This window comes from Alphaproteobacteria bacterium endosymbiont of Tiliacea citrago (genome assembly GCF_964031065.1).
Classification (GTDB): Bacteria; Pseudomonadota; Alphaproteobacteria; order CAJXXZ01; family DAHXLG01.
In genome coordinates this window covers 439,792-463,848 of sequence record NZ_OZ034995.1, presented here as the reverse complement: position 1 = coordinate 463,848, position 24,057 = coordinate 439,792, and the positions used below count along the sequence as shown (strand labels likewise).

The following is a 24,057-nucleotide window of genomic DNA, read 5'->3' as shown; positions in this document are numbered from 1 at the left end:
GATTAAAATTTACAAATTATTAAATATAAAGCTATATCTATAAAATTATGCTAAAAAAGTTTTTTTTATTATTTGGAATTATGTTTGTTAAATCTGGCCAATGTTGTAGTTCTTCTATAAAAGAAAAAAAGCTAGTGACTAGCCAAATAAACAATAATGAAAGTGACTCTATTCTTTCAACTCAACAATCAACTCCACAAAAACAAAATAGCGCTAAATTTGGTCTTATTATCCAAATCCCTTGTTGCGAAACAAACAATAATGAAAATTATTCTGATTTTAGTGGTCAAAGCATATTCGTAGAACGAAACCAACAAGAAGTTTCCAATATTTCCTATTTTTTTGCAAAAAACATATTTTACTTACCATTTTTTTCAGATTTAGAATTTAAAATTCTTTGTTATATTTGTCGGTCTAAAAAAGATAGCATAGATAAAAAAGAGATCGATATAGATAAAAACAATCTTTTTAAAGCATCTGATGTTTCGATCATCAAAAAATTTCACTCTGCCTTTAAAATTTTAAGCCGTTCTGACTGGAAAATATTAACAAGTTTTTTGTATTTTCAAAATAAAATAGAAGCTAAAGACGTTATATCTGATACAACCTCTTTAAAAAGTTCAGAATCTTGTGAATATGAATGGGAGGAAGAAGAAAAAGAAGAAAAAGAAGAAAAAGAAGAAAAAGAAGAGGAAGAAGAAGAAGAACAAGACTCTAAGGGAGACTTTAAAGAAGAAGAAGAGACGCAAGATAAAACAATGCTTTTGTTAAGCCAAGAAAACCTTGAAATTCATATGGCCTTGGTAATCATAAAGCAAATATTTTCACACTATAGTTTTTCTTTAATAAAAGATTTTTGACCAATTAAAACGCCAGCTGCATATTGTTCGATTTTATATATTTCTCCAGTATCTAAAAATATTTTCCACTGCCCATCTTTTAATCCATCAACATATTGCCCCTCTTCTGCAATTATATTTGAATCATAAAAAGAGAAGCTTTTGCCTTGTAAAACATCTTCAAGATATAAGTCTTTTTTAACCACTACACCAGCTTCATTATAATAAAAAAAAGCACCATTTTTTTTACCGTTTTTATACCAAGCCATAGCTTGCAATGCTCCATTATCTTTAAAAAAATACACTATCCCATTTGGCTCATTATTTTTATATTCAGTTTTTGTTACTAAAACCCCTTTTTCGTAAATTTCATAAAAGCCATTCAACTCGCCTTTACTATAAAGCTTACGTTCTTTTAATTGACCATTTTCATATTCAGAATATTCTCCTTCTAAAGAACCTTCTTTATAAGATATTTTTTCTACTAAAGCACCATTTGAATATTTTTTAATTTCTCCATCTAAAAGAAAATTTTTGTAATAACAAATACTTGAAATATTACCATTTTCATCTTTTTCAATTACTTCTCCTTCTTCAATAGCTGGAGTTTTATTTTTATTCATCGCTTCTTCCATAAACTTTACAGCTTCTTCCGATTTGTTTTTGAAATACTCTTGAAAATTATCTTTAGCTAGTTTTTTTTCTTCTTCAGTTTTAGGAACGCCAAAATCTTCAGCTAATTCAATGTTTTCTTCTTCTTCAAAATCATTAAAATTCATATCAAAATATTATATGTTTTTATAAAAAAAAAATAGTTTAACAGTTTATGAATTAGAATTTATTATAATATTAAAGTTTTTAATAAATATGATATCATTAAACCATGGCTTTTTTTGTAACTGCAAATTTTATATCTAGGTGTACAATGGGTATTGCGCCAACTCCAATTGCGGTCTTACCAAATATGTGTACCGGTTTAAATCTTGATTCTGTTAGAATAACTGATTGTATGCCTATAATTAACATAAAACCTTATGGAATGTGTAATAACCCACTTAACCCAGCTGTGGCTGCTATTATTGCCTCTTCTTTTGGAGCTGTGCGGCAATTTGCTTGTATTTCTCCATTACCAACTCCTTGGGTTCCACCTAATCCTAGAGTGCTAAGTAGAAACTTACCATCCATAACTTCTGATGCAAAAAAAATGTGTTATCCTGGCGGTGTGATTTCAATTGTTCCACTACCCAACAAAATTTTTGTATAAAGCTTTTATAAAAAATATAATTTTTTCTATAAAACCCAATGTAATTAGTAACGTTAAAGTTTAAAGGACTTTTTAAAGCAATAAGTTTTGAAGTTTTAAAACGAAATATCATTAAATAACAAAGCCAACCAACTAAATCATAATTAAAATTAGAGGTTTGATCTTTTTTTTGATTTTTTGAAACCTTAAATAGTATCTACCTCTTTTTTGCAATCAGATAGACCTTTATATATTATATAAAAAGTTAACAGCCCAATTGTTCCAAACAAAAAGAATCTATCTAAGATTCTTGATTTAGACTCCTCTTTGTATCTTTTTTGAAACCATTCATCTTTTGATTTTTCTTGTGCAAAACAACTTTCTTCCAAAGTCATTATTTTTTCATCAAGTTTTCTTGCATCAGCTAATAAATCTTTTCTTTCTTCTATAGAAAAATCCTCGGTAATCTTATGATTAGATCTTAAAATCTCAGCTAACGCCGAACAACTTGTACTAGGCTCGGTTGCTATTAATGAAAACATTGCAATTAATATTAATTTATACTTCATGCGTTAAGTATATCAGGTTTAACTTTTATCAACAAGAAATTTTGATTTTTTTCTACTTTAATAATATAAAATTTTTATTTTATTTTGCTTTCTTTCATCTTGCGAAATATACTCAAAAAAATTAACTATTATATCATTTATAGTTACTTGTATTTCAAACCAATCTTCAACATAGCCTAAACATTCGCCTTTTTTAATTTTATCGCCTTTTTTTAGATTAATATTTTTTATGTTATAGTATCTCACCAAAATTATTTCTTTTTCTGATGTTGATTGGATTTTTATATAGCCAAGCTTTTTATCTAACTTAATGACCGTTCCATCGTATATTGAAATTATTTTTGATTTTTGTTTTAAATTAAAATTTATTCTACTATTTAGTTTTATTTCGGCTATATTGTTGAATGCTATTGGCATTATAAACAAAACTATATTTTCATTTTGTTTTATTTCCGCCCCCTTTATTACTTTTTCAAAAGCAAAAGATTTTGTCCGAAAAAAAAAGAATAAAAAAATATATTTCACTGTTTTTATCCCTTATTAAACTATTTTTGCTAAAGAGCTTTTAGCATATTTACTTAAAGAAAAACTTGCATTTCCTTTTGCTGGAATTGTAATCAGATCACCTGTTTTGATCATTTTACAGGTTCTTTCTGCTGATTTTTTATATTTAAATTGTCCTATAGTGCTTAAAGGAACGTTATCTTTTTCCATTAATGTTTTTAGAATGATATCCCCTAATGCATCAAGCATTTGTTCACACAAAACCTTTGTTTGCTTTGTTTTTTCTGCAAGAGCCGCAATTAACTCATTTCTTTTCATTTTTTTTCTCCTATATAACCCATTTATAAAGAAAATTCTGCCAGGTTTCCTCTAATAAAGCTAGCCTTATCTCTTCCATAAAGTTATTCATAAAACAAATATTATGTTCGGTCAAGGCCATTAAGGCTAATTGTTCATCATTTTTTAATAAAATGTGCAAATAACTGCGCGAAAAATTTTTGCAAGTATGACAAGCACATGATTTATCAATAGGATTAGAGTCATTAAAAAACTTTGAATTATTTAAATTTAAATATCTTGCTTTTTCATGTGCTCTTACTAGCGCACCTCCATGCCTTGCTAATCTTGTTGGATAAACACAATCAAATGTATCTATTCCATATGGAATTGCCATTAAAATCGCGTCTATTGTTCCTATTCCTAGCAAATGTTTTGGCCGATCTTTTCTGCACCCTGCTTTTATCATTTCTAGCACTTGTTTCATATCTTTTATGTCTTTTCCTAGTGATCCTCCTACACCTATGCCAAAACAATCTAATTCGTTTGTATATTTGATGCTTTTTGTTCTTAGATCTTCATATACCCCACCTTGAATAATTCCATATAAGCCTTGATGCTCTTTTTTATTTTGATTAAAATAATTTGCACATCTTACACCCCATCTTTGACTTCTTTCCATTGATGATTCTGTTTCGTGTTTTGGAATATGAAACGCTGTGCACTCATCTAATGCAAATATTAAATCCGCTCCAAAATTAATTTGTGCTTGCATGGCTCCTTCTGGACTTAAAAAAATTTCTTTACCATCTCTATAAGACTTAAACTTTGCACCTTCTTCCTTTATTTTTACAAGTGTTTTTTTGGTGTTTCTTATTCCCTTTAATTCTTGGCTAACTGAGCCATATCCAAGGCTAAAAATTTGATACCCACCTGAATCTGTCATCATTGGCCCATTCCATGCTGTCATTTTTTGAAGGCCACCTAATTCATCTATTTTTTCTGACCCTGGATAAACTAACAAATGATATGTATTACTTAAAATAATTTGTGTTTTGGTTCTTTTTAATATATCTGGAGAACAGGCTTTTACAGCCGCTTTTGTACCACAAAAAATAAAAGCTGGTGTTTGTATTGTTCCATGAGCAGTTTCAATTTCACCAAGCCTTCCAAACTCTGTTTCTTTTATTATTGTGAATTTTGGATTCATTTACTAATGATACTTTTTTTATTTAAAAAATTAAATCATAATAATTTACATATGTCTAAGGAATTGAGTTCTAATTTTTTTTTTCTAAAAAAGACGTCAAATTAAAAAAAATTGAAAAAAAATATTCTGATAATGTTATTTTTTTTGTTGCGTACTGTCTATTAATCATTGGTTGTATTATAATTATTTCGTCAAGTTATAACGCTACTAAAGTCTATAAGTTTACAAACGTTCACTTTGTTTATAAGCATTTTTTATTTAGTTTTTTGAGCTTGGTTTTTATGAATATTATTCAAAAACATGAAAAACATTTAAAAAAAATAGGCCATTTTATTTGGATAATGAATGTTCTTCTTTTGCTTTGCGTGATTTTATTTGGACACTCTGCTAAAGGAGCAAAAAGATGGATTTCTTTTTTAAGTTTTAATTTTCAGCCCTCTGAATTTATAAAAATTGGAATAATTTTACAAAGCTCTTATTTTTTACAGAAAAATTTTTATTTGTATTTTTTAACCTATGCTATTCCTTTGTCTTTTATAATTTTACAACCAGACTTAGGAACCGTTTTGCTTTTATCTTGTTTAGCTTGCGTTCAATTAATTAATAAAAACAATAAAATTAATTTTAAACTTATTTTTATTTCTTTTTTATCTTTGTTTTTTATTCTGATTGTTTCTTATTTTTGTTTTTCTCATGTTTATGAACGTATTAACTTGTTTTTATATCCATCTAACGATTTGTTTGGTGTTGGATACCAAAAACACAAAGCTTTTTTAACCATTATTAATGGCGGTTTTTTTGGTAAAGGATTCGGAAAAGGAGAAATGAAAGACTTTTTACCAGATGCCCATACAGATTATATTTTCGCAGTTATTGCCGAAGAATTTGGTGTTTTTGGAGCTTGCTTGGTTATCCTTTTGTTTGTTTTATTAGGATTAAGGTGCAGAAAATTAACAACAAAAAATGATTATTTTGCCATGGTTCAATTTAGCGCTATAATTTTAATACTTGGACAAGCTTGGTTAAATATTGCTTCAACTTTATCTATTATTCCAGCCAAAGGAATTCCATTGCCATTAGTTAGCTATGGTGGATCTGGTATGATTTCTCAAGGAATCTTATTTGGTCTTTTACTGGCTGTTTCTAATAAAAAATCTAATGTTCGCAGTTGATTTAGAAAAATATATCATATCGTATTATTGTTAATTTTTAATGTTTTAGTCCTAATAATGGCATAAGCAATAACCACAAAAGATAAGCATGGAACAGAAGCAGTGTATTACTTCAACACCTCCCAATACAAGCAAGCGACTTTCAAGAACAAAATGTAAAAAACGAAGAAATTATGCCAAAAACAACAATAAGGTTTTGAAAAAGAAGAATAAAAGCCTTTTTAAAAAGTTGTTAAACCTGATTACTTTTGTAATTTTGATTTTCTAATTTGTTTATAAAAATTTCTGCCCATGTATTTAAACGATTCTCTCTTAAAATTGGAATCAACAACTCCTCTTTTGCTCTTGTTAATGCAACATACATTAATCTATCTGTATCTGATTTGAACTTGCTGCGCTTATCAGTATCTATAAGTATTACCCTTTTTGCCTCTTTTCCTTTTGAAGAATGAATTGTGTTAAAAAAGATTCCATCTTCAAATAAATTAGAATTACTAGAAAAAAAATCATTTAAATCAAATATAGCTTCATATGGAGTATACCTATAATATTCAGCATATCTTCTTAAAACATCTATAAAAAAATCATAAGAATATTTTAATTTTGAATGTAAATAATTATCAACAGGCTCATAAGCGATCCAATTAACAAATAATTTTGTTAAATCATCATAATTTAATGAGTTGATAAATTCCATTTCAGGTTCTAACATTAATTGATCTAAATCAGCTTTTTTATCAAAAATATTAATAAATATTGCCCCCAAAGAAATCGGATTATTATAGGCCAACCATCTTACTAAATGTTGAAACTCTCTTATAATTGGATTAGATACTATATATGGAGAGTTTAGTAACAAACCTCTTTTCATTAGCTTCAAAGCTAAAGCTTCAATTACAGCATGTTTTTGTTTAAATAACACCATTGAATCTGTTGTTATGTATTTTATTATGTCATCATATTCATCTAAAAAAACAACTTTCACCTCTCCATCTGTTTCTTTTTTTGTAATATGATCTTCATAGCCAATATCTAAATCTTTTCCAATTTTGTTTACAAAATCACAGAGCCCTTTTGCTAATCTATGAGTTACGTTTAGTTTAATTTCATTAAAGCTTTTTGAAATTGAAATTAATTTTATTTTAAATTTTTTAAACTCATCTATTGAAGCGCCTTGAAATTCATATATAAGCTGTTTAGGGTCTCCTGCTACATATAAATCTCCATCAGTTACTTTCCATTCGTTTATAATACTAAAAACCAACTCTAACTGATCCTTAGATAAATCTTGAGCTTCGTCTATATATATTTTTTGTATATTGCCTAAAAATTGAAAAACAACTTCTCCCGATTTTTTTACTAATGAGGCCACTTCCTTTATAAGATCATCGTAATAAACAACACCTAAAGAATATTTAAGCTCTTCTTCTTTTTTTATTAAAACATCATAAAGTTGATTTTTTACTTGTGCAGCGTATTTATGAATTAATTTTTCATGCAAATCTATTCTTTCCAAACAGTCACAAATAAAACCTTTAAAATTAGATTCTTCTGAAGAAATTTCTGGAATTGATATTTTTTTTCTCAAGGTGTCTTGTTTTGTTAAAAAAATATACTTAATTTCATCTAAATCCTTTTTTTCCATTAATGCATCTTCAAAAATTGCAGCTATTTTTTTGCTATAATACTGAGGAGCTTTTGGTGATATTGTTACGTCTGGAACTTCAATTTTTGATATAACTCCATCTGAGTTTCTATTTAACCATTCAAAAAGCTGAAAAACAACTTTGTCTTTCAATAAAATGGATAAAGCTTGAGTTGAAAGATATTTTCCAGTTAATTGATTAATTGGTTTGTATAGTTTTAATATTTCATAAGCTAAAGCGTGCAAAGTTGTTATTTTCACAGAATTATCGTTTAATCTACACTTAATTTCTTCAGCCGCTGCTTTGCTAAATGTTATGAACAAAGAGCTATTGGGAGACAATCTATAATTATTCAACAAAAAGGTTGTTTTTCCACATCCAGCCGATGCCTCGATCCACTGAACTTGCATTAAGCTACCCCACTATTTAATGAAAATTTTTTTAAATCTATATCAAATGATTTTATTAGATTTTCCCATTTTTTTTTAGAATTTGTAAAAAGCAAATTATTAGAAAATTTTTTTATTAACCAAACACCTTCTTTTATCTCTGATTCTAACTGATTCATTTTCCAATCACAGTATCCAGCAAAAATTCTATAAAAAGAAGGAGTGGCATAAAAAAACTCAACAGCATCTGATAAATTCGTTATACAAACGTTTTCTGAAACACACAATGTTTTTTTACAAGAAACATCGTTTGAGTGTAGAACGAAAAAATGTTTTGGATCAACTGGACCACCTAAAAAAATCTCTGCATTTTCAATTGGACTACCAATAATTTGAGAGTGTATTTCTTCAAAAAGTTCATCGTTATTTAAAGAATGTGTAACTAAAAAACCGTATGATCTTTCAACCTTTGATTCCGTCATAAAAATAATTGATTTTTCAAAAAATGGATCTAATAATAAAGGGGTTGCAATAATAAAATTTCCTTGAAGAAATTGCATATCATTTTTTAAGTTTTCATTCATTCTTTTCTCCAAAAAATCAATTTTATAAATATAAAATACAAGCATGTGTTTAAATCTTTATTAATTTTAACTCACCTAAAATTCAATATTTTAAATATTTTCCACAATAAGAATTTATGCCTAAAAAAGTAGCTTTTGAGGTTAAAACATTTTTTATTTGATAGGAAATATTAAATCTGGATTGCCAAAAAACAATTTCAAATTGATCTAAACATATAATAACTTTATCATATTTCATCTTTTTTATATCAATTTTTTTATCAGAAATCAAGACCCAAGCGATTGTATCACACAATAAATAGTTTTTCTTTATTTCTTCAAAATTAAAATTCCCCCCTCTTCTCATATCAAATATTGGATAAATAAAAATTTTTGAAAGACCCAATTCACGCTTGTTTTTTATAATTAAAATTCTAAAATTATCGTTCATATCATCATATTCATATAAAAAAGATGTTCTTTGCCATAACATTTTTTTAGAAAAATTTATAAAATCTTTTTTGGTTAAACGATTGTTAACATATGAATAATAGGAATTTAATCTATTCCAAGTTCGAATCCCCATGATAAAATTTTCAGATGGAAAAAAAGGCGGAAAAATAAGATAGCCTAAACTTTTTTGATATTCCAAAACGAGATTTTTGTCTACTATAAACCTAAAAGCATTGCCACTCCCATCATAAGCATATATTTTGCTTAATCCTAGTGTTTTATATGGTAAATATCCAACGGTACAATTTAAGGAGGATGTTCCATCTAAAGTTTCACTCGCATATGGCAAAAATCCATGTGTTGCAACATAACCTTCTATTGCTTTTCTTATGTAATTTGCGCGTAATTTTGTAATTTCTTTACGGCTACTTTGATGTTTTTTTTTATTAATTATTAAAAACGAATTTAAACATATTCCAATTAACATCAATGCTAATGCACACTCCAAAAGAGAAAAAGCTTTAATTTTTTTCATTTATTTTCTGTATCAAATTTTGAGCTGCTATTTTGGAAGCTTCCTGCTTTGAAATCCCAACTCCTATTGCTGAACCAAACTTTTCAACTCGAACTTCAATAGTATAAATTTTTTTATGATCCATTCCTTCTTCTCTTAAAACTTTATATTCAGGAAGACCCAATAAATGGGCTTGAGATATTTCCTGTAATAACATTTTTGGCTCTTTTTTCTCTTGTAAAGGCTTTAATATGTTTTTATATAAATTTTTTATGATATTATATATAGTTTCAAAGTTTGAATCTAAATAAATTGCCGCAATAATAGATTCAACAGTATCTGCTAAAACTTTGTTTGATAATTTTTCTATATCATGCTTTAAAAACATTGAAATTTTCCATACATTTGCAACCTTAACTAAAGCAAGAGTGTTCACTAAATTTGAAAATTCATTTGCAATAGATTTAATATCTTTTGAAGTTTTAAATAATATATCCGATATAACAAAGCCTAAAATTCTATCACCTAAAAATTCAAACATTTGAAATTCACTTTGAGAAAAGCTAGGATGGGTTAAAGCTTGTTTTAACAAGTTCTTTTTTTTAAAGGTATAACCGATAAAATTTTCTATCATATTAATTTTATCCCCGCTAATATAAATTTACTTAGACTTTATCAGCCACAAAAAACTTTCTAGACCAGTTAATTTTATAAATGTATTTTGGTATCAAATATGGCAACATAGCTATCCATAAAATTAACCCATTAACGTTCTCTCGGCTTTTAGAGTTAATAATAACATAAACCGGAGTAGCAATTAAATGATCAACAGGCAAAGCCCTTGTTCCCTTAACCAGCCCAGAAAAACAATCTAAAGAGTTTGCATGATAGTCCCCTTGCACCCAAACAAAACCTTTTGGAACTTGATATTTTGGAGTGTTATCATGTGGACCTTCTCCAAGAGGCCTATTTCTATAAACATTATAAGATTTTCCATTTTTTAATGTAATGTTCCAAATTTGCCCATTCTCAATTTTATTATCATCTGTTAACAAATCATAATTTTTTACAAATTTCATTTTAACTGGCTCGTCGTTAATATGCAAAACCCCGTTCTTCATTTGAACCCAATCTCCCTCTTTTCCAACCAGTCTTTTTAAATAGTAAGTAAAAGGATCTCCTGGCAAAGTAAAAACACAAGGAGTACCGTGATCAGGAATTTTAAAAACATACCCCTTTTTTCCAAATCTAAGCACTCCACCATAAGGAATAGATAACATCGACCAACGAATACAATGCTTATTAACAAGGACCAAATCACCAGTTAAAAAAGTAGGAGTCATTGAACAAGATGGCACCATGCTTATATCATAAACAAAAAACTTGAAAAAAAGTAAAAAACAAAAAACAATATTATCGCGAATAGTTTGTTTAGTTTCTGCAGAAAAATCAATCATAAGTGTAAGATATCAAATAAATTCCGTAAAATCAAACATTTTGGTAAAAAATTTTTAGGATATTAATAGGATAATCCTTGAGAGTTTGTTGAAAAAGAGTTGTCATCTTCATCAGAGGTTGTCTTTAAAGTTTGCATTTTAATAGCCGAAGAACAAACATGTTCATTAGTCAAATTAAATTGATGATGATTTGTTTTTAAAGACCGTCTTCTAGGATGTACATAACCAATGTGTTCATAATTAAATTTATCAAAATTTTTTGGATTAAAAAAATCGTTTAAGCATTTAATTGCAGAAAAAAAATAATCTTCTCTAATTATTTTTTTCAATGTTTTTTTATTACAAAAAGGCATTATATCAAAAGGTTGTTCAAAATTTTGATATTTTAACAAATAAATCATATCAATCATATTTCCTTCTTCTTTAGTCGCTAAAATGTAAATTTCAAGTAATTTTTTTAAAATAAATTCAATTTTTTCACTGTTTGTTGCTTCGTTATTAATATTTGAATTGAAAACAGATAAAATTTTTTCAAAAGTTACAGGTATAGGATCATAATGTTTATTGGCAAAATGAGGCGCTATTACGAACTCAAAAATAAATGGCATTAATAAAAAAACATGGTTTTACACTCAATATAAAAATATTTGTCATTACTTGTAAAACCATTAGAATAAACAACATAACCTGAAAAATATTTGATATCATTTTGGTTTTTATTCAAAGTTGGAAAAAGCCAAAAACCTTTTTTTTGTTCTTGAGTTTTAAACTTTAAAACCTCATTTAATTCAAAATAATGAGGCCTAATTGTTTTAAAAAAACATTTAGTTGCCTGAGGTTCTAGCCTTAAAATAGATAATAAAGTAGAGCCAACTGTTGTTTCTGTAATTTCAAACTCAGGAGACTTTAAGACAAAATTCAATAATGTTAAAACTTTAAGCACATACATTTTGAATTGTTTATCAGAAATAAAATTAATTTACAATAGTTTTTTTTAAAAATCTTCTAAAATTCTTGAGTTAGATGTAATGCTACTAACCAAGGCCCTTAAAGGAATTGGGTCTTTTGAAAACAACGTTTCAACCAAACATTCACCAAACTCAGTTATATCATCTATTAAATTGCAAATATAAGGCGTCCCCAAACGAATTCCATTGGGGTTTTTCCAAGAATCACCAATTAAAGCAGATTTACTTACCCATATATTGGCCTGTTCAAGTAATTTTTCACATTCAATTGCAGACATTCCAAATGCTCGACAATCAAAAATAAACAAATGATTATCGGTTCCACCAGAAACAATTTTCGCACCTTTTTTCATAAAAATATCAGCTAATTTTTTTGAATTTTTAAGCACTGATTTAATATAAAGCTTATAATCGTTTGTAAGCATCTCTTCAAAAGCAACCGCTTTAGCACCAATGTTATTAACTAAAGGACCCCCTTGAATTCCAGGGAATAAAGCTTTATCTATTTTTGATCCTATATCTTTAAATTTAGTGTTTTCAGAAGAAGAGTCATATTGAGATAAAATCACACCTCCTCTTGGACCCCTTAAAGTTTTATGAGTCGTCGATGTAACAACATGAGCATGTTTTACGGGGTTTTCACATTCACCAGCAGCAACAATACCAGCAATATGAGCCATATCAACCATTAAATATGCATCTACTGAATCTGCTATTTCTCTAAATTTTTTCCAATCCCAGTTTCTGGAATAAGCAGATGCTCCTGCTATTATTAATTTTGGTTTATGTTGCTTAGCCAAAGCTTCAACTTGCTTCATATCTATTAAACCTTCTGAATCTAATGAATAATGAACACAATTATATATTTGACCAACCAAACTAACTTTTGCTCCATGAGTTAAATGTCCACCAGCTTCCAAAGATAAACTTAAAATAGTATCCTTTTTGCCCTCTTCTTTATTGAGCAAAGCTAAATATACAGCTTGATTAGCTTGTGCCCCAGAATGAGGCTGAACATTAGCCCATTTTGCTTGAAAAACATCTTTTGCCAGCTTAATACAATAACTTTCAATTTCATCTGCAAATTCACATCCAGAATAATATCTAGCATTAGGATATCCTTCTGCATATTTATTAGTAAAAACACTTGAGAGAGCTTCCCTAACATTTTTTGATGTTATATTTTCAGAGGCAATTAATGAAATTGTTTTTTTTTGCTTTTCAACTTCTTTTTCTAAAATTTTTTGAGCAGGAGATAATTCCAATTCACCAACTATTTTTCTTTTTTTCATAACAAACCCCTTTTGCTCTTTTGATTTTATCAAGAAATATAAATTTTGTAATATGGAATATGAAATATAAATTTCAGCCTAAATAATTTTAACACAATATAATAATTTATAAAATTTCTTATTATAAAAACAAAATATTGGATTTCAATGAGAGTAAACACAACGATTTTTATATTTATCAATGTCCATGTTTATAATCACGCTCAAATATAATAGTTAATCGGCTTTTCATCTGTTGTAAAATATAATCAAACCCTTTCCATTCGAATTCTTTGGGAAAATCATTATTAAGAATTTTTAAAAAAATTTGATACCCTTTTGATTTTTTAAATTTTTTTATACTTTTTTTATAAAACAGCTGATCGTCTAGTTTTTTTTCAGAAAAAACATACAAAGAGCAAACAAAAGCCAGCGACTGTTCGATTCATTTTTAATTTCGACCAAAGACAATGGATTTACATTCTTATCAAAAGTATTTTTAAAAGCACGATCACTCCAAATTTTTGGCTTTAATTTTTTAACAATATCCATTAAATATTTATCATTTTCAGCATAAAAACGTCCGTCCACAAAAAATTCTTTATATCTTTCTCAAATTGCACAACTGAAGTTAAAAAATTTCTTCACAGTATGGTTTCAAGTAATCTTTTTCTTTCCCTAAAAAAACAGCGTCCCAAAGAAGTTCAAAGTTGATTTTTGAACGATTCGTATCTTTGCTTATTTATAGGATCCATAGATAAACATAAAAAAGCAGTTAAATAAGCAACATTCTTTTTATCTTTTAACAAAGATAATTCTAAATTAGGAGCATTAACACCTTCTTTTAAAAGATTTTCAGCCTCTTCTATACCTTTAAAATCATAAGCATTGTATATAGCCTGATTACAAACTCTTTGTGTTTTTCTTACCATCTCAAAAACCGAATCAGAGAAATCTATTGCTCGAGAAGGAGCCGTCTTTTTCTTTCTCATTATTTTTCTTTTTCTTACTCGCTCAACAACCCCACTAGAAAGGTCTTTGTGTTTAGGAGAATAAAAAAAACAAACCCATGTTAATAAAATATTTATTCTTTTGATGATTTTAAACCACCTTATAAAAAGGATACTGATAAAATAAAAAAAACAAAACTTAAATTTGATTGTTAAGTTGAAAAATATCTTATAATAATAGATCATATTATTTAAATGGATCTTTTTAATTTCTTTAAAAGTAAAAAAGTTGAAGAACTGAATGAGTTAGAATTTAAAGTGTCTGATAATGAAGATGTTGTTTTTTTTGATGAAAACACTATTGAAAACAAGCAAAAAACACTCAAAAATGATCAAAAAATGCTTAAAAAACGATCAAAAACGCTTAAAAATGACTCAAAATTTGAAAAAAAACACTACGAAGGACATAGGCAAAGGCTTAAAGAAAAAATAATTGCCAATGAAATTGAACAAATGCCTGATTATGAAATTTTAGAATGTTTGTTGATGTATTCTATTCCTAGAAACGATGTTAAACCGCTTGCTAAAAATTTACTTGAAAAATTTAAAAATTTAAAAAATATTATGCTTGCTCCTGTTGATCAGTTTTTGAACATAAAAGGAGTTGGAGAAAATACTTTGTGTTTTTTTAAAGTTTTGAAGGAGATTTATTGTAGGTTTGAAAAAGTTGAAATAATTGAGGAAATTTCGATGAAATCTCCTGATAAAGTTGCTGTTTATTGCCAATCTCGTATGGGGCATTTAAAACATGAACAATTTAGAGTTTTATTCTTGAATAAAAAAAATAAGTTGATAAAAGATTTGATTTTGCAAAATGGCACAATAGATAAGGCCGCGATTTTTCCGAGAGAATTGGTTTTATTAGCTTTGCAAATTGGTGCTGGAGGCATGATTTTGGTGCATAATCATCCTAGTGGAGACCCTACCCCTTCTGATGCTGATATTCAAATTACGAAAGAAATTAAAAATGCTTCGAATCTAATGAATATATTGGTTTATGATCATTTAATTATTGCTAAAAATGCCTTTTATTCAATGAAAGCGCATAAAATTTTTTGAATATGTCGTAAAATTAAAATTGAATTAGTTAGCAATATACAAACCCAAAAAAATAGATTATTTATATTTCTTGCTTGCTATATACATAAATGCAATATAATACGCCAGCTACAATAGCTACACCGCAAATTGTGGCTATTAAGGGTTTTTTATCAGCCCTTGCATCTTTTTTAGAATATGTTTTTGGCTCTAAGGAAGCATTAGTAAAATCACCTAGTCCTTTTTTATGGCTAGAAGCTGTATCATTTAATTGATCTTTATGCGCTTTTTCCTTATTGCTTTTTTGTGTCTTGGGCTGATTCTCTAATGGCTGAATTTGAGCTTTGTCTCGTGATTCAACTGAGTCCAACTCTGTTTGTGAATCTCTTCTTAATCGCTGAATTTGAGCTTCATATGATGATTTCATTGACTCCAAATCTATCTGCAAATCTTTTCTTATTTGCTCCTCTCCATATAGTTGTATTTTTGATAGTTTTAACTGTTCTACAATATGTTGTAATTTACCTATTAAATCGTTTTTTTCTTCTGTTAACTCTCCAACAGTTGTTTGTAAGGCTTTGTTTTCGTTTTTTAAAGATATAAGCTTGTTTTGTAACTTTTGATTTTCTTCTTTAAGTTCTTTTTGTTCTTCAAAATTAAATTCGTTAAATTTTTCTAATAAGCCTTCAAGAATTATAATTTGATCCTGAAGTATAAAATCGAAATCATAAGCTTGAGCATCCCCAGGTAAGCCCTGAGTTTCTTTTATATTATTTAAGTGTTCAATAATTTGAATTTTTAATTTTTTTATATTTTCTTCGATTTTTTCAATTGGAGATTTGTATTTAATATAATTTATAGTTGCCGCAGATAACGTATTTACTTTTGCCATTGTTTTTGAACCAACCTCTTTTACTGCTTCCATTGTGCTTGAACTAGCACCCGTTAACCGACTATAAGCCCTTCTAAAAAGACCTTGATTTGTTGTTGTCAAAGAGTTGATCTCTCCTGCTTGTTGAGATGAATGAGATGAAACTTCTAAATCTTCTTCTGTTGATTTTAAATTTAAGGTGGCGCTTAAGAACAAAAAAGATGTTAATATTTTCTTAATATGCATGTAAATATATTAATGTAATTATAACATTTGGTCAACTATTCCTCAATATACACACCTAAACTCCAGATTAAAAACAGCTTTTTTAAAATTATCGCTATCTTTAAAATTAGTTTTTTTAACCTTTAATTTTTTTATCAATTAGATTGAGTACTGTTTTTAACTTTTTATCTTCATTCTAAATTTAAAAAAAAATTATCTTTTATTCTTAAATCTTTTTTTTTACAATTGTTTATATTAAAATGTTTAGTAAATGGAGAAAAATAATGAAAAAAGGTATACATCCAAACTTTCAGATCACAAATATTTATAAAGTAAACAAAGAGATTGTACAATTAATAACTTGTTTGCCTGATAACTTTCATTTGTCTATGGACCCAAGCAATCATCCAGCTTGGACAAAATCCTCTAAAAATTCTGGATCAGTTGGAAAAGCCGCTGAGTTTGCAAAAAAATATAAAGGAATAGAAGAGCTATAAAAATGGATTACAATAAACATTTGAAAAAAGGGTTTATTGATATACTAAAAAATATCTTAAAAGAAATTAGCCAATCCGGCATCAAAGAAGGGTATGGTTTGGCAATAACTTTTTTAACCAATAGTCCACATGTTGTTATCTCTGAACGAATAAAATGGCCAAATGAAATGAAGGTTTATTTATCAGAAGGTACCTTTGAGGATTTAAGAATTTGCGATACTTTTTTTGAAATAGTTTTGTTTTTTGATGATGAAGAAGAATTATTGAAAATTCCATATGTTTTTGTTACAAAAATTGAAGATACAGAAAACAACTTTGAACTCAATTTTTTAAAATCAGAAAATGAGGATTTTTTCATAACGGATGAAAACATAATAAACATAGATTTTGAAAAGAAAAAATAAATTTTTTTACCCTGTTATAAATTTAAAACATTAGATATAAATAAAAAACACGTTGAACTCAACTTTTTATTGATGAAAACACGCTTAATTCCCTAATGATAAAAATTATTTAAGTAAGTTTTGAGTTCTTTTTTAAGTATAAAAACATCTTTAAAATAAAAACAAATCAAAAGCTTAAAAATAATTCAAAGAAAAAGATTCAGATTCCGCCTAAATATTTCAAGGTAGCAAATTTTTTTTATAAAACAATACCTATCAAGACATACTACCTTTAAAGCGAAGTTGATTTTATTTTACATTCGGAAAGAAAACAATTTCTCTTAAGTTTGATGAGTCTGTTAGTAAACCTATCACTCTATCTATTCCTATTCCCACACCTGCCATTGGTGGCATTGCGTATTCCATTGCTAACAAAAAGTCTTCTTCCGATTCCATTGCCTCTTCTTCTCCGTTACTTTTTAGCTCTTTTTGCTTTTCTAATATGCTTCTTTGTAATTCTGGATCTACTAACTCTGAATATGCGTTTACCACTTCTAGTCCATTTATTACAACTTGAAATCTATCTGAAAACAATGGGTTATCTATATTTTGCTTTGCTAGTGGCCCTAAGACTGCTGGTTGATGTGTTATTATTACTGGATCTATTAGTTTTGGACGACAATATTTTTTGTATACACCATCTATTAAGCTTGCACTACTTTTATATTGATTTACATCTATTCCTTCTAATTTTCCTAATTCTTCATATAGCTTTGATTCATCTTTTAACAATTCTTCTAAATCTAAATTAGTATATTTTTTAAACAATTCTGAATAAGTCATTCTTGTCCATGGTTGACCGATATTTATTTTTGTGCCTTCGTATGTTATTGTGTCTAAAATTGATAATTCCTTCATTAAAAATGAAAACAAATTTAGTATGAATTTCATCAAATCTTCATAGTTCCAGTAAGCTGTATAAAATTCTAGCATTGTAAATTCTTGTAGATGGGTTGTGTCTATTCCTTCGTTTCTAAAGCACTTGCCAATTTCATATACTCTTTCATATCCACCTGCCATTAATCTTTTTAAATAAGTTTCTGGCGCTATTCTTAAATATAGTGGAATATTTAATGCTTTATGATGTGTTTGAAATGGTGTTGCTAATGCTCCTGATGCTTGTTTTTGTAAAATTGGTGTTTCTACTTCTATATAATCATTTGCATTTAAAAATTCTTTCAATTTACTTATAAACCTATATCTAAATTTGAACTTCTCTTTTGATTTTTCGTTCATTATTAAATCTAAGTATCTTTGTCTTATTTTTGTTTCATCATCTGATAAACCATGCCATTTTTCTGGTAAAGAATGCAGACATTTTGTTAATAAACAAATATTAGTTACTCTTATGCTTTTTTCTCCTGAGCGAGTGAAAAATATTGTTCCTTCCACTCCTACTATATCACCTAAATCTAAATTCTTTAAATAAAAGTCATAATTTGATAAATCTTCTGCGTGTAATACTATTTGCATGAAACCTGAAAAATCTTGTAGTTTTATAAAGCAAATTTTTCCTATTGATCTCATCAACATGATTCTTCCTGCTATTGAAATTTCTGAGGCTCCTTCTTCTAGCTTTAAAGCTTCTTCTAACGATTGTTTTTTATTAAAACTATCTGGATACTTTTCTTGCAACGTTTTCCATTCTTCTAATTTAGACAATCTGTTTTTTTTATATTCAGAATCTTTTACCTCATCAAAAATTTCTTCTTCGATGATGCCATCAATATCTTTATTGCTCATATTGCCATTGCTCCCACAAATTATCGATTCCATAATAATCACGCTTTTCTTTTGTGAATAAATGAATATCTATTCCTTCTACTGAACAAATTACCCATTCATTTTCTGGTATGCCAAACACATCTTCTTTTTTTATAATTTTTAATACTTTAATTTTTTTTAAAATTCCTGAAATATGTCGTTGTGATCTTACTGTACCTACCACTATATTTATCCACTCACCGTTGTTATATGCTCTTATATCAGAAACTTTTTCTTCTTCTAAAAAATTTTTTATATTTAACTTGTCTTCTTTTTCGTGATTCATAGATTCATCTTAAATTTATCACTAAATTTTATAAAAAGCTATTTGTTTGTTTTTTTTGTTTATTTGCTGATTGATTTTTATCTAAAATTTTAATCCATTAAAAATGCTAATATATGATATGCTCCGTCTTTATCGTTTATTTCATTAATAATTTCTGATATATTGCTTTCTTTCCATCTCATTATTTTTCTTAATAATGGAATAGATATATTTTGTTTATCATATTCTTGCAATAATTCTAATGCTTCCGATATTAACTGAAATGCAGTTTCTTTATCCTTTTTTATAGAGGAATCTTCTTTTTTAGGTTTATCATTTTCATTATTTTCATCATCTTCCTCATCGTCTTCTTCTTCTACAAAACTGTTTTCATAATATACCAATATATCTTTTAATTTTTCAAATATTTCATATATTTTCGCAAAATGAATATACACCTCTCTTGTTAATAATTGAAATTTTTTTAAATAATCTGTTGTTTTTTCATTTATTTTGATTAATTCTTGATAAAAATCTTTATCTAAAAGCGACAATGAGTCGTATAATTTTTGTGGGTTAATTTTTTTATAATTTGAATATTGAAAAAGGTTATCTTCATCTTGAATTGGTTGCAGTAATAGCGCTCTTGATATTGCTTTATCCAAAAAATCTATACACCCTACTCTATCTTCTTCATCTAATAAAATTTTTATTTTCTTACTTAAGATTGCATCTAATGCTTCAAAACAATATGCTGCATTATCCCATCCATCTATGTATATTAAAGACTCTAACCAAATTGTGAAAAGTTTCCAGTTCACTCCTTTGTTTTTCATTAAATCCCAGCTTGATATTTCTATACTTTCCCATGATACTGTTTCGATTGAATCATCATATTCATCTAATAACGTTTCTTCTTCTATTTTTTCTTTTCTGTTATCAAATAGAACTTGAAATTCTAATTCATGTTGAATTTCTAGATTTAGTTTAAAACCTAATAAGTCTTCAATTTTCCTCATTGTTCTTGCTCCTCTGATATTTTTGTGAACGTTTTATCTGGCATTGTATATTTTTCACCATCTAACGTTAATTCCACTGGTATCATTACCACGACTTTATCTTTTATACCTTTATCATCTTCTATATCTATTGTAAATCTTATGAAACTTGCGTGATTTATTTCTATTATATTTTCCATTAAAAATTTCATTAATTCTTTTTTATCAAAATTTAAAATTGCATCGTTTCCTTTTATTTTGTAATTTAAATTATTTTTCACTATTTTTTTGCCGCAATTTTTTGCTAATGAAACTTTAAACTCAACTAAGTCATATATGTCTATTGTTCCTTTTTTATATAAATTCAAAGCTTTTTGTCCGTTTACTTTTGCTGAACACTCTACTAATAAATGTATGTTTTTTTCATATAAATCCCCTATTGGTTTATAATTGTTAAAAACCAAACACAAACACTTATCATTGGATATCAAAAAAGATATCATTTTGCTAATTTTTTCTAAATTTTCTATAAATCTAAAAACAGGTGAGTCATAATTTGGTTTTACTATTTTTACTAATGTTACTATATCTTCTTGTTTTTTTATTAGTTCTTGCATTCTGTTAAATCCAGAAATTCCTAATAACACTCCTTTCAAATTGAACGGAAAAGCATAGGCGTTTTGTTTATAAAAATACATTGATTCATCATATTGTTCTACCAAAATTTTCGATATCGATGAATCGACCACTTTATTTATTCTTTGACTTAAAAAAAACACTTTTGTTTCAAAAAAAGAATCTTTGTTTAGGTTTGATTCTACTTTATTTAAATCTTTTTGAAATATATCTCTCAAAGATGTTGTTTGAACTTTCATTGCTAATTCTTCAAAAGCATATAGTTTGCTATTTGCTGGGTTGCTTTTATAATCTTCCAAATTTTTTTCTATATCCTTCCATTTTACTACTAAATCATCCAATAAAATATTATCTATGAAATTTATTTTTTCTAAACTTTCAACTATTGATTTTGCTAGGTTTACTGAAAAAAATTCTATTTGTTTTTTTTGAATTAATAAATAATCTGATATATTAAAATTGAAAAAAAGTTTTTTATTTTTTGCATCTAACAAAAACATATCCTCTTTTATATCGTAAAGATTTTCTATCTGCAGCGCTCTATCTATATATGTTAAAATGTTTAGCAAGCTTTCTTTTTGTAAATCTTTTATATCTCTCCACAAATTTGAATCTATTTTTCCTGCTTGCTCCATTATTTTTTGAATCTCTTCATTTGTTATTTTTACATTTTCTGCAATGTCTAATAAATGAGAATGTTTTACATCTAAAGATAAAACTTTATGCGCTTTTATTAGATAAAATTCTATCACTTTTTTCAAGTTTTTTTTTGCTATATTTTTTATTATAACTTCCATTTTACTTGATGAAGCTGCTTTGAACTTTTCTTCAAATTCTTTGTATTCGTTTATTATTACCACTAAATCTTTTATTACTTTTGAATCCCAATATAAGGCTTGAGAGGTTGCTAACAACGGAAAGTTCATTTTTGCGACTTTTTCCATGAAAGACTCTGAAAACACATCGTTTAATATGCCTTGAAAGTCTAAAACGGATTGAGACAACTGAATTTTTAATCCATCTGTTGTATAAAACGGGCTTCCTATTAATGGTATTTGATAACATCCTAATGTGTTTTTAAATCCATTAAATGATGTTGTGGTTCTTGTCATTATTTCATTTACTGCGTCTTCTCCTCCTAAAATTGTTGATCCTTCTATTTGCCTTAACACAATCTCAAATTCTTGTGATCCAAATGATCTATGTTTCAACCAATCAAATTCTGATTCGTAGAATAATGTTATTAAATCTGCTATCAATTTTTGTATGCTTTTTAAATTATCATAACTCATTCCTTGATCACCTGACTCTATTAAAAACAACAGTCTTTCTAATTCCATAAAATATTGAGATATATTATCTTTTGAAAAACAATTTACTACAAATTTATTTGAAATTAATCTGAATTGTTTTTTGATATTTTTTTTATATCCATAAAATCTTGTTGTGTCTAATTCGCTGAAATCAATTTTAAACGAAAACATTATACTTCTTTCAAAAGCTTCTGGCATTTTTATGTTCAAAATATTTTCTAACAACCAGCTTAAACTTGTTATGCTATTACTTTCTTTAAAGGCAACAAATTTTTGCTCATACTTTTCTACTTCGCTTACTTCTGCTACTAATTTTTTTAATAATGCAAATTCATTAGAGTTTAAAGGATTTACAAAGGGTCTGTTTTCTGGAATTGTATCGTATAATTTTTTTTTAGAAATTTTTATAAATTTATTTTCTATATCATTAAACAATGTTGTTAATACTAATTTTTTTGTGGCAACTAATACCATGTTTTGTTTGCATCGGTTTACCGAAGAGAAGAATGAAGATGGTATTCCATGAAAAAATAAATCGTAGCTTGAAAGATCTCCTAAATATTGTAATACAACTTTTAACTCATCTAAAAAATCCACTCTATGAACATAATTTTTATCTTTATCGTATTCATCTAATACTTCAACTACTTTTAATGCTCTTGGATAAATTTGCTCGTTCATATAAACAAGATCTTTATATACTTTTACTGAATATGCTGATGCCACTAATGAAAAAGCCGTGAAACCTGTTTTTAAAAGTTTTAGTTCATGTTCTACTTGTTTTTTATCTACGTCTTCTTTTCCTATTTCTTTTTCTGCAAAAATTTTATTTAACAAAAGATCTTTAGCAAAAAATATTTTACTTTTTTCTATTTCAAAGCCACCCTCTATTTCGCTATCTTCACCGTTTAAAACCGGTATTTTTTCTTGATTTGTTTTTGTTTGATCAAGGGCTGTAAAATACGCTCCTCTAAAATACAAACCACTTGTGTATTTATTGTTTTGAAATGTTAGCGTTAAATATTCACAAATTTTTGGATAAATTAATTGAAAATTATTTATAAAATTCATTATATTAAAACTTATCTCTGATGGAAAATTCACCATTACTTCAGATAACAACGATTTTAATTCTTCATCTAACTTTTTTTTCATTTCTTCTAACCACTCACTTGAAAACTTGCTATCTAAGCTAAATGGATTGGACCAACCAAACATATCTTCTTTATAATTTGAAAAAACTTCTAAAAAATCTGAAAAACCTTGAATCTCATCTAAATGAGTGAAAATTAGATATACTGGTATTTTCATTTCAAATTTATTTTGTAATTGCCACAATTTTTGATACAAACTTTCTATGTTTTTTTTATTATTGAGCATTATATTTGCATCTGTTGAAAGCAAGTCTTTTAATGAAACAAAATAAATTATTCCATCTATGTTTTTCATTGGACGAACTGTTTTTATTTGGTTTAATAAGCCAGTCCAACAAAAATCATGACTACTATCGTTAAATATAAGATCTGATTTTAAATCTAACACTATGCCTTCGTTAAAAAAATAATGATTGATATATGTTGTGTCTGTATAATTTAATCTTATTGGTGTTTCTAGGCTTACGTTTGAAAAAAAAGATGTTTTTCCAGCTCTTGCCATTCCAAACGATAAATACCACGGTAGTTCATATTTATAATTTGAGCTGTTTTTTAAAAAATATTTTAAAATTTTATCTGCACTATTAAAATAATCTGCAATCGAATTTTTTTCTTTTTCTAACCCTAAAAATATTTTGAGATTAGTTATAAATTTTAACTCTCTGCCCATTGAATGTTTTTTTATCAACAGATATAAAGATAAAAATAATAAAACTAAAACGCTTATTACAAATATCATTAATACTAAAGCTACTCTTGTTTTCATTTT

The 24,057-nt window shown here is 27.2% G+C and carries 25 protein-coding genes; 6 read left to right on the top strand and 19 right to left on the bottom strand.

The window, feature by feature from the left end:
- Positions 1–47: 47 nt before the first annotated feature.
- Positions 48–860, top strand: a complete 813-nt coding sequence (locus AAHM83_RS02570; protein WP_342261929.1) for a hypothetical protein — start codon at positions 48–50, stop codon at positions 858–860.
- Here AAHM83_RS02570 and AAHM83_RS02565 read toward each other — a convergent pair.
- Complete coding sequence (locus AAHM83_RS02565; RefSeq protein ID WP_342261928.1) at positions 830–1,618, bottom strand: hypothetical protein; 789 nt, start codon at positions 1,616–1,618, stop codon at positions 830–832. The two genes, AAHM83_RS02570 and AAHM83_RS02565, sit on opposite strands and share 31 nt — an antisense overlap.
- Positions 1,619–1,722: 104 nt before the next feature.
- Between AAHM83_RS02565 and AAHM83_RS02560 the strand changes: the two genes are divergently transcribed.
- Positions 1,723–2,103: a PAAR-like protein gene (locus AAHM83_RS02560; RefSeq protein ID WP_342261927.1), complete on the top strand. Its 381-nt coding sequence runs from the start codon at positions 1,723–1,725 to the stop codon at positions 2,101–2,103.
- 185 nt (positions 2,104–2,288) lie between these two features.
- Here AAHM83_RS02560 and AAHM83_RS02555 read toward each other — a convergent pair whose 3' ends face one another.
- Genes AAHM83_RS02555 through tgt form a run of 4 tightly spaced genes read right to left on the bottom strand, consistent with a single transcriptional unit; the run spans position 2,289 to position 4,641 of the window.
- Positions 2,289–2,651: a hypothetical protein gene (locus AAHM83_RS02555; protein ID WP_342261926.1), complete on the bottom strand. Its 363-nt coding sequence runs from the start codon at positions 2,649–2,651 to the stop codon at positions 2,289–2,291.
- Positions 2,652–2,708: 57 nt separating this feature from the next.
- Positions 2,709–3,176, bottom strand: a complete 468-nt coding sequence (locus tag AAHM83_RS02550) for a M23 family metallopeptidase (RefSeq protein ID WP_342261925.1) — start codon at positions 3,174–3,176, stop codon at positions 2,709–2,711.
- Positions 3,177–3,191: 15 nt separating this feature from the next.
- A complete protein-coding gene (locus AAHM83_RS02545; protein ID WP_342261924.1) occupies positions 3,192–3,473 on the bottom strand; it encodes an HU family DNA-binding protein in 282 nt (93 codons plus the stop codon).
- A 10-nt stretch (positions 3,474–3,483) separates the two neighbouring features.
- Complete coding sequence (tgt, locus tag AAHM83_RS02540) at positions 3,484–4,641, bottom strand: tRNA guanosine(34) transglycosylase Tgt (RefSeq protein ID WP_342261923.1); 1,158 nt, start codon at positions 4,639–4,641, stop codon at positions 3,484–3,486.
- A 110-nt stretch (positions 4,642–4,751) separates the two neighbouring features.
- Here tgt and AAHM83_RS02535 point away from each other — a divergent pair, with 110 nt between their 5' ends.
- Entirely contained in the window at positions 4,752–5,813 is a 1,062-nt protein-coding gene (locus tag AAHM83_RS02535; protein ID WP_342262234.1) for an FtsW/RodA/SpoVE family cell cycle protein, read from the top strand.
- A gap of 232 nt (positions 5,814–6,045) precedes the next feature.
- Here the strand turns inward: AAHM83_RS02535 and AAHM83_RS02530 are convergent, their stop codons facing one another.
- The 9 genes from AAHM83_RS02530 to AAHM83_RS02490 form a co-directional block, all read right to left on the bottom strand.
- Complete coding sequence (locus AAHM83_RS02530; RefSeq protein WP_342261922.1) at positions 6,046–7,869, bottom strand: UvrD-helicase domain-containing protein; 1,824 nt, start codon at positions 7,867–7,869, stop codon at positions 6,046–6,048.
- The gene (locus AAHM83_RS02525) at positions 7,869–8,432 is read right to left on the bottom strand and encodes a YqgE/AlgH family protein (RefSeq protein ID WP_342261921.1); all 564 of its coding nucleotides are present in this window, start codon (positions 8,430–8,432) and stop codon (positions 7,869–7,871) included. The genes AAHM83_RS02530 and AAHM83_RS02525 overlap by 1 nt, the downstream gene beginning before the upstream one ends.
- 82 nt (positions 8,433–8,514) lie before the next feature.
- Positions 8,515–9,399, bottom strand: coding sequence for a hypothetical protein (locus AAHM83_RS02520; protein ID WP_342261920.1), 885 nt, complete (start codon positions 9,397–9,399; stop codon positions 8,515–8,517).
- On the bottom strand, positions 9,386–10,012 hold the full coding sequence (locus AAHM83_RS02515; protein WP_342261919.1) for a ribonuclease III family protein: 627 nt from the start codon (positions 10,010–10,012) through the stop codon (positions 9,386–9,388). The genes AAHM83_RS02520 and AAHM83_RS02515 overlap by 14 nt, the downstream gene beginning before the upstream one ends.
- 31 nt (positions 10,013–10,043) lie before the next feature.
- Positions 10,044–10,835 carry a signal peptidase I gene (gene lepB / locus AAHM83_RS02510; RefSeq protein ID WP_342261918.1) on the bottom strand — a complete coding sequence of 264 codons (792 nt, stop codon included), beginning with the start codon at positions 10,833–10,835 and terminating at the stop codon, positions 10,044–10,046.
- 62 nt (positions 10,836–10,897) lie between these two features.
- A complete protein-coding gene (locus AAHM83_RS02505; protein ID WP_342261917.1) occupies positions 10,898–11,443 on the bottom strand; it encodes a hypothetical protein in 546 nt (181 codons plus the stop codon).
- Positions 11,443–11,784, bottom strand: coding sequence for a hypothetical protein (locus AAHM83_RS02500; RefSeq protein ID WP_342261916.1), 342 nt, complete (start codon positions 11,782–11,784; stop codon positions 11,443–11,445). The genes AAHM83_RS02505 and AAHM83_RS02500 overlap by 1 nt, the downstream gene beginning before the upstream one ends.
- A 45-nt stretch (positions 11,785–11,829) precedes the next feature.
- Complete coding sequence (glyA, locus tag AAHM83_RS02495) at positions 11,830–13,095, bottom strand: serine hydroxymethyltransferase (RefSeq protein ID WP_342261915.1); 1,266 nt, start codon at positions 13,093–13,095, stop codon at positions 11,830–11,832.
- A 683-nt stretch (positions 13,096–13,778) separates the two neighbouring features.
- Positions 13,779–14,066 carry a hypothetical protein gene (locus AAHM83_RS02490; RefSeq protein ID WP_342261914.1) on the bottom strand — a complete coding sequence of 96 codons (288 nt, stop codon included), beginning with the start codon at positions 14,064–14,066 and terminating at the stop codon, positions 13,779–13,781.
- Between the two features lie 213 nt (positions 14,067–14,279).
- Between AAHM83_RS02490 and radC the strand changes: the two genes are divergently transcribed.
- On the top strand, positions 14,280–15,143 hold the full coding sequence (gene radC / locus AAHM83_RS02485) for a RadC family protein (protein ID WP_342261913.1): 864 nt from the start codon (positions 14,280–14,282) through the stop codon (positions 15,141–15,143).
- A 61-nt stretch (positions 15,144–15,204) separates the two neighbouring features.
- Here the strand turns inward: radC and AAHM83_RS02480 are convergent, their stop codons facing one another.
- Positions 15,205–16,239 (bottom strand): hypothetical protein, encoded by a 1,035-nt coding sequence (locus tag AAHM83_RS02480; RefSeq protein ID WP_342261912.1) that lies wholly within the window; start codon positions 16,237–16,239, stop codon positions 15,205–15,207.
- A 263-nt stretch (positions 16,240–16,502) separates the two neighbouring features.
- Between AAHM83_RS02480 and rpmE the strand changes: the two genes are divergently transcribed.
- Positions 16,503–16,715, top strand: a complete 213-nt coding sequence (gene rpmE, locus AAHM83_RS02475; protein ID WP_342261911.1) for a 50S ribosomal protein L31 — start codon at positions 16,503–16,505, stop codon at positions 16,713–16,715.
- Between the two features lie 2 nt (positions 16,716–16,717).
- Entirely contained in the window at positions 16,718–17,119 is a 402-nt protein-coding gene (locus AAHM83_RS02470; protein ID WP_342261910.1) for a ClpXP protease specificity-enhancing factor SspB, read from the top strand.
- Positions 17,120–17,407: 288 nt separating this feature from the next.
- Here AAHM83_RS02470 and lysS read toward each other — a convergent pair whose 3' ends face one another.
- From lysS to AAHM83_RS02450, 4 genes are all read right to left on the bottom strand, one after another.
- A complete protein-coding gene (gene lysS, locus AAHM83_RS02465; protein WP_342261909.1) occupies positions 17,408–18,901 on the bottom strand; it encodes a lysine--tRNA ligase in 1,494 nt (497 codons plus the stop codon).
- Complete coding sequence (locus AAHM83_RS02460; RefSeq protein WP_342261908.1) at positions 18,891–19,208, bottom strand: RsfS/YbeB/iojap family protein; 318 nt, start codon at positions 19,206–19,208, stop codon at positions 18,891–18,893. The genes lysS and AAHM83_RS02460 overlap by 11 nt, the downstream gene beginning before the upstream one ends.
- A gap of 89 nt (positions 19,209–19,297) precedes the next feature.
- Positions 19,298–20,206 carry a hypothetical protein gene (locus tag AAHM83_RS02455; protein ID WP_342261907.1) on the bottom strand — a complete coding sequence of 303 codons (909 nt, stop codon included), beginning with the start codon at positions 20,204–20,206 and terminating at the stop codon, positions 19,298–19,300.
- Positions 20,203–24,054, bottom strand: a complete 3,852-nt coding sequence (locus tag AAHM83_RS02450) for a type VI secretion protein IcmF/TssM N-terminal domain-containing protein (protein WP_342261906.1) — start codon at positions 24,052–24,054, stop codon at positions 20,203–20,205. The genes AAHM83_RS02455 and AAHM83_RS02450 overlap by 4 nt, the downstream gene beginning before the upstream one ends.
- Positions 24,055–24,057 lie beyond the last annotated feature (3 nt).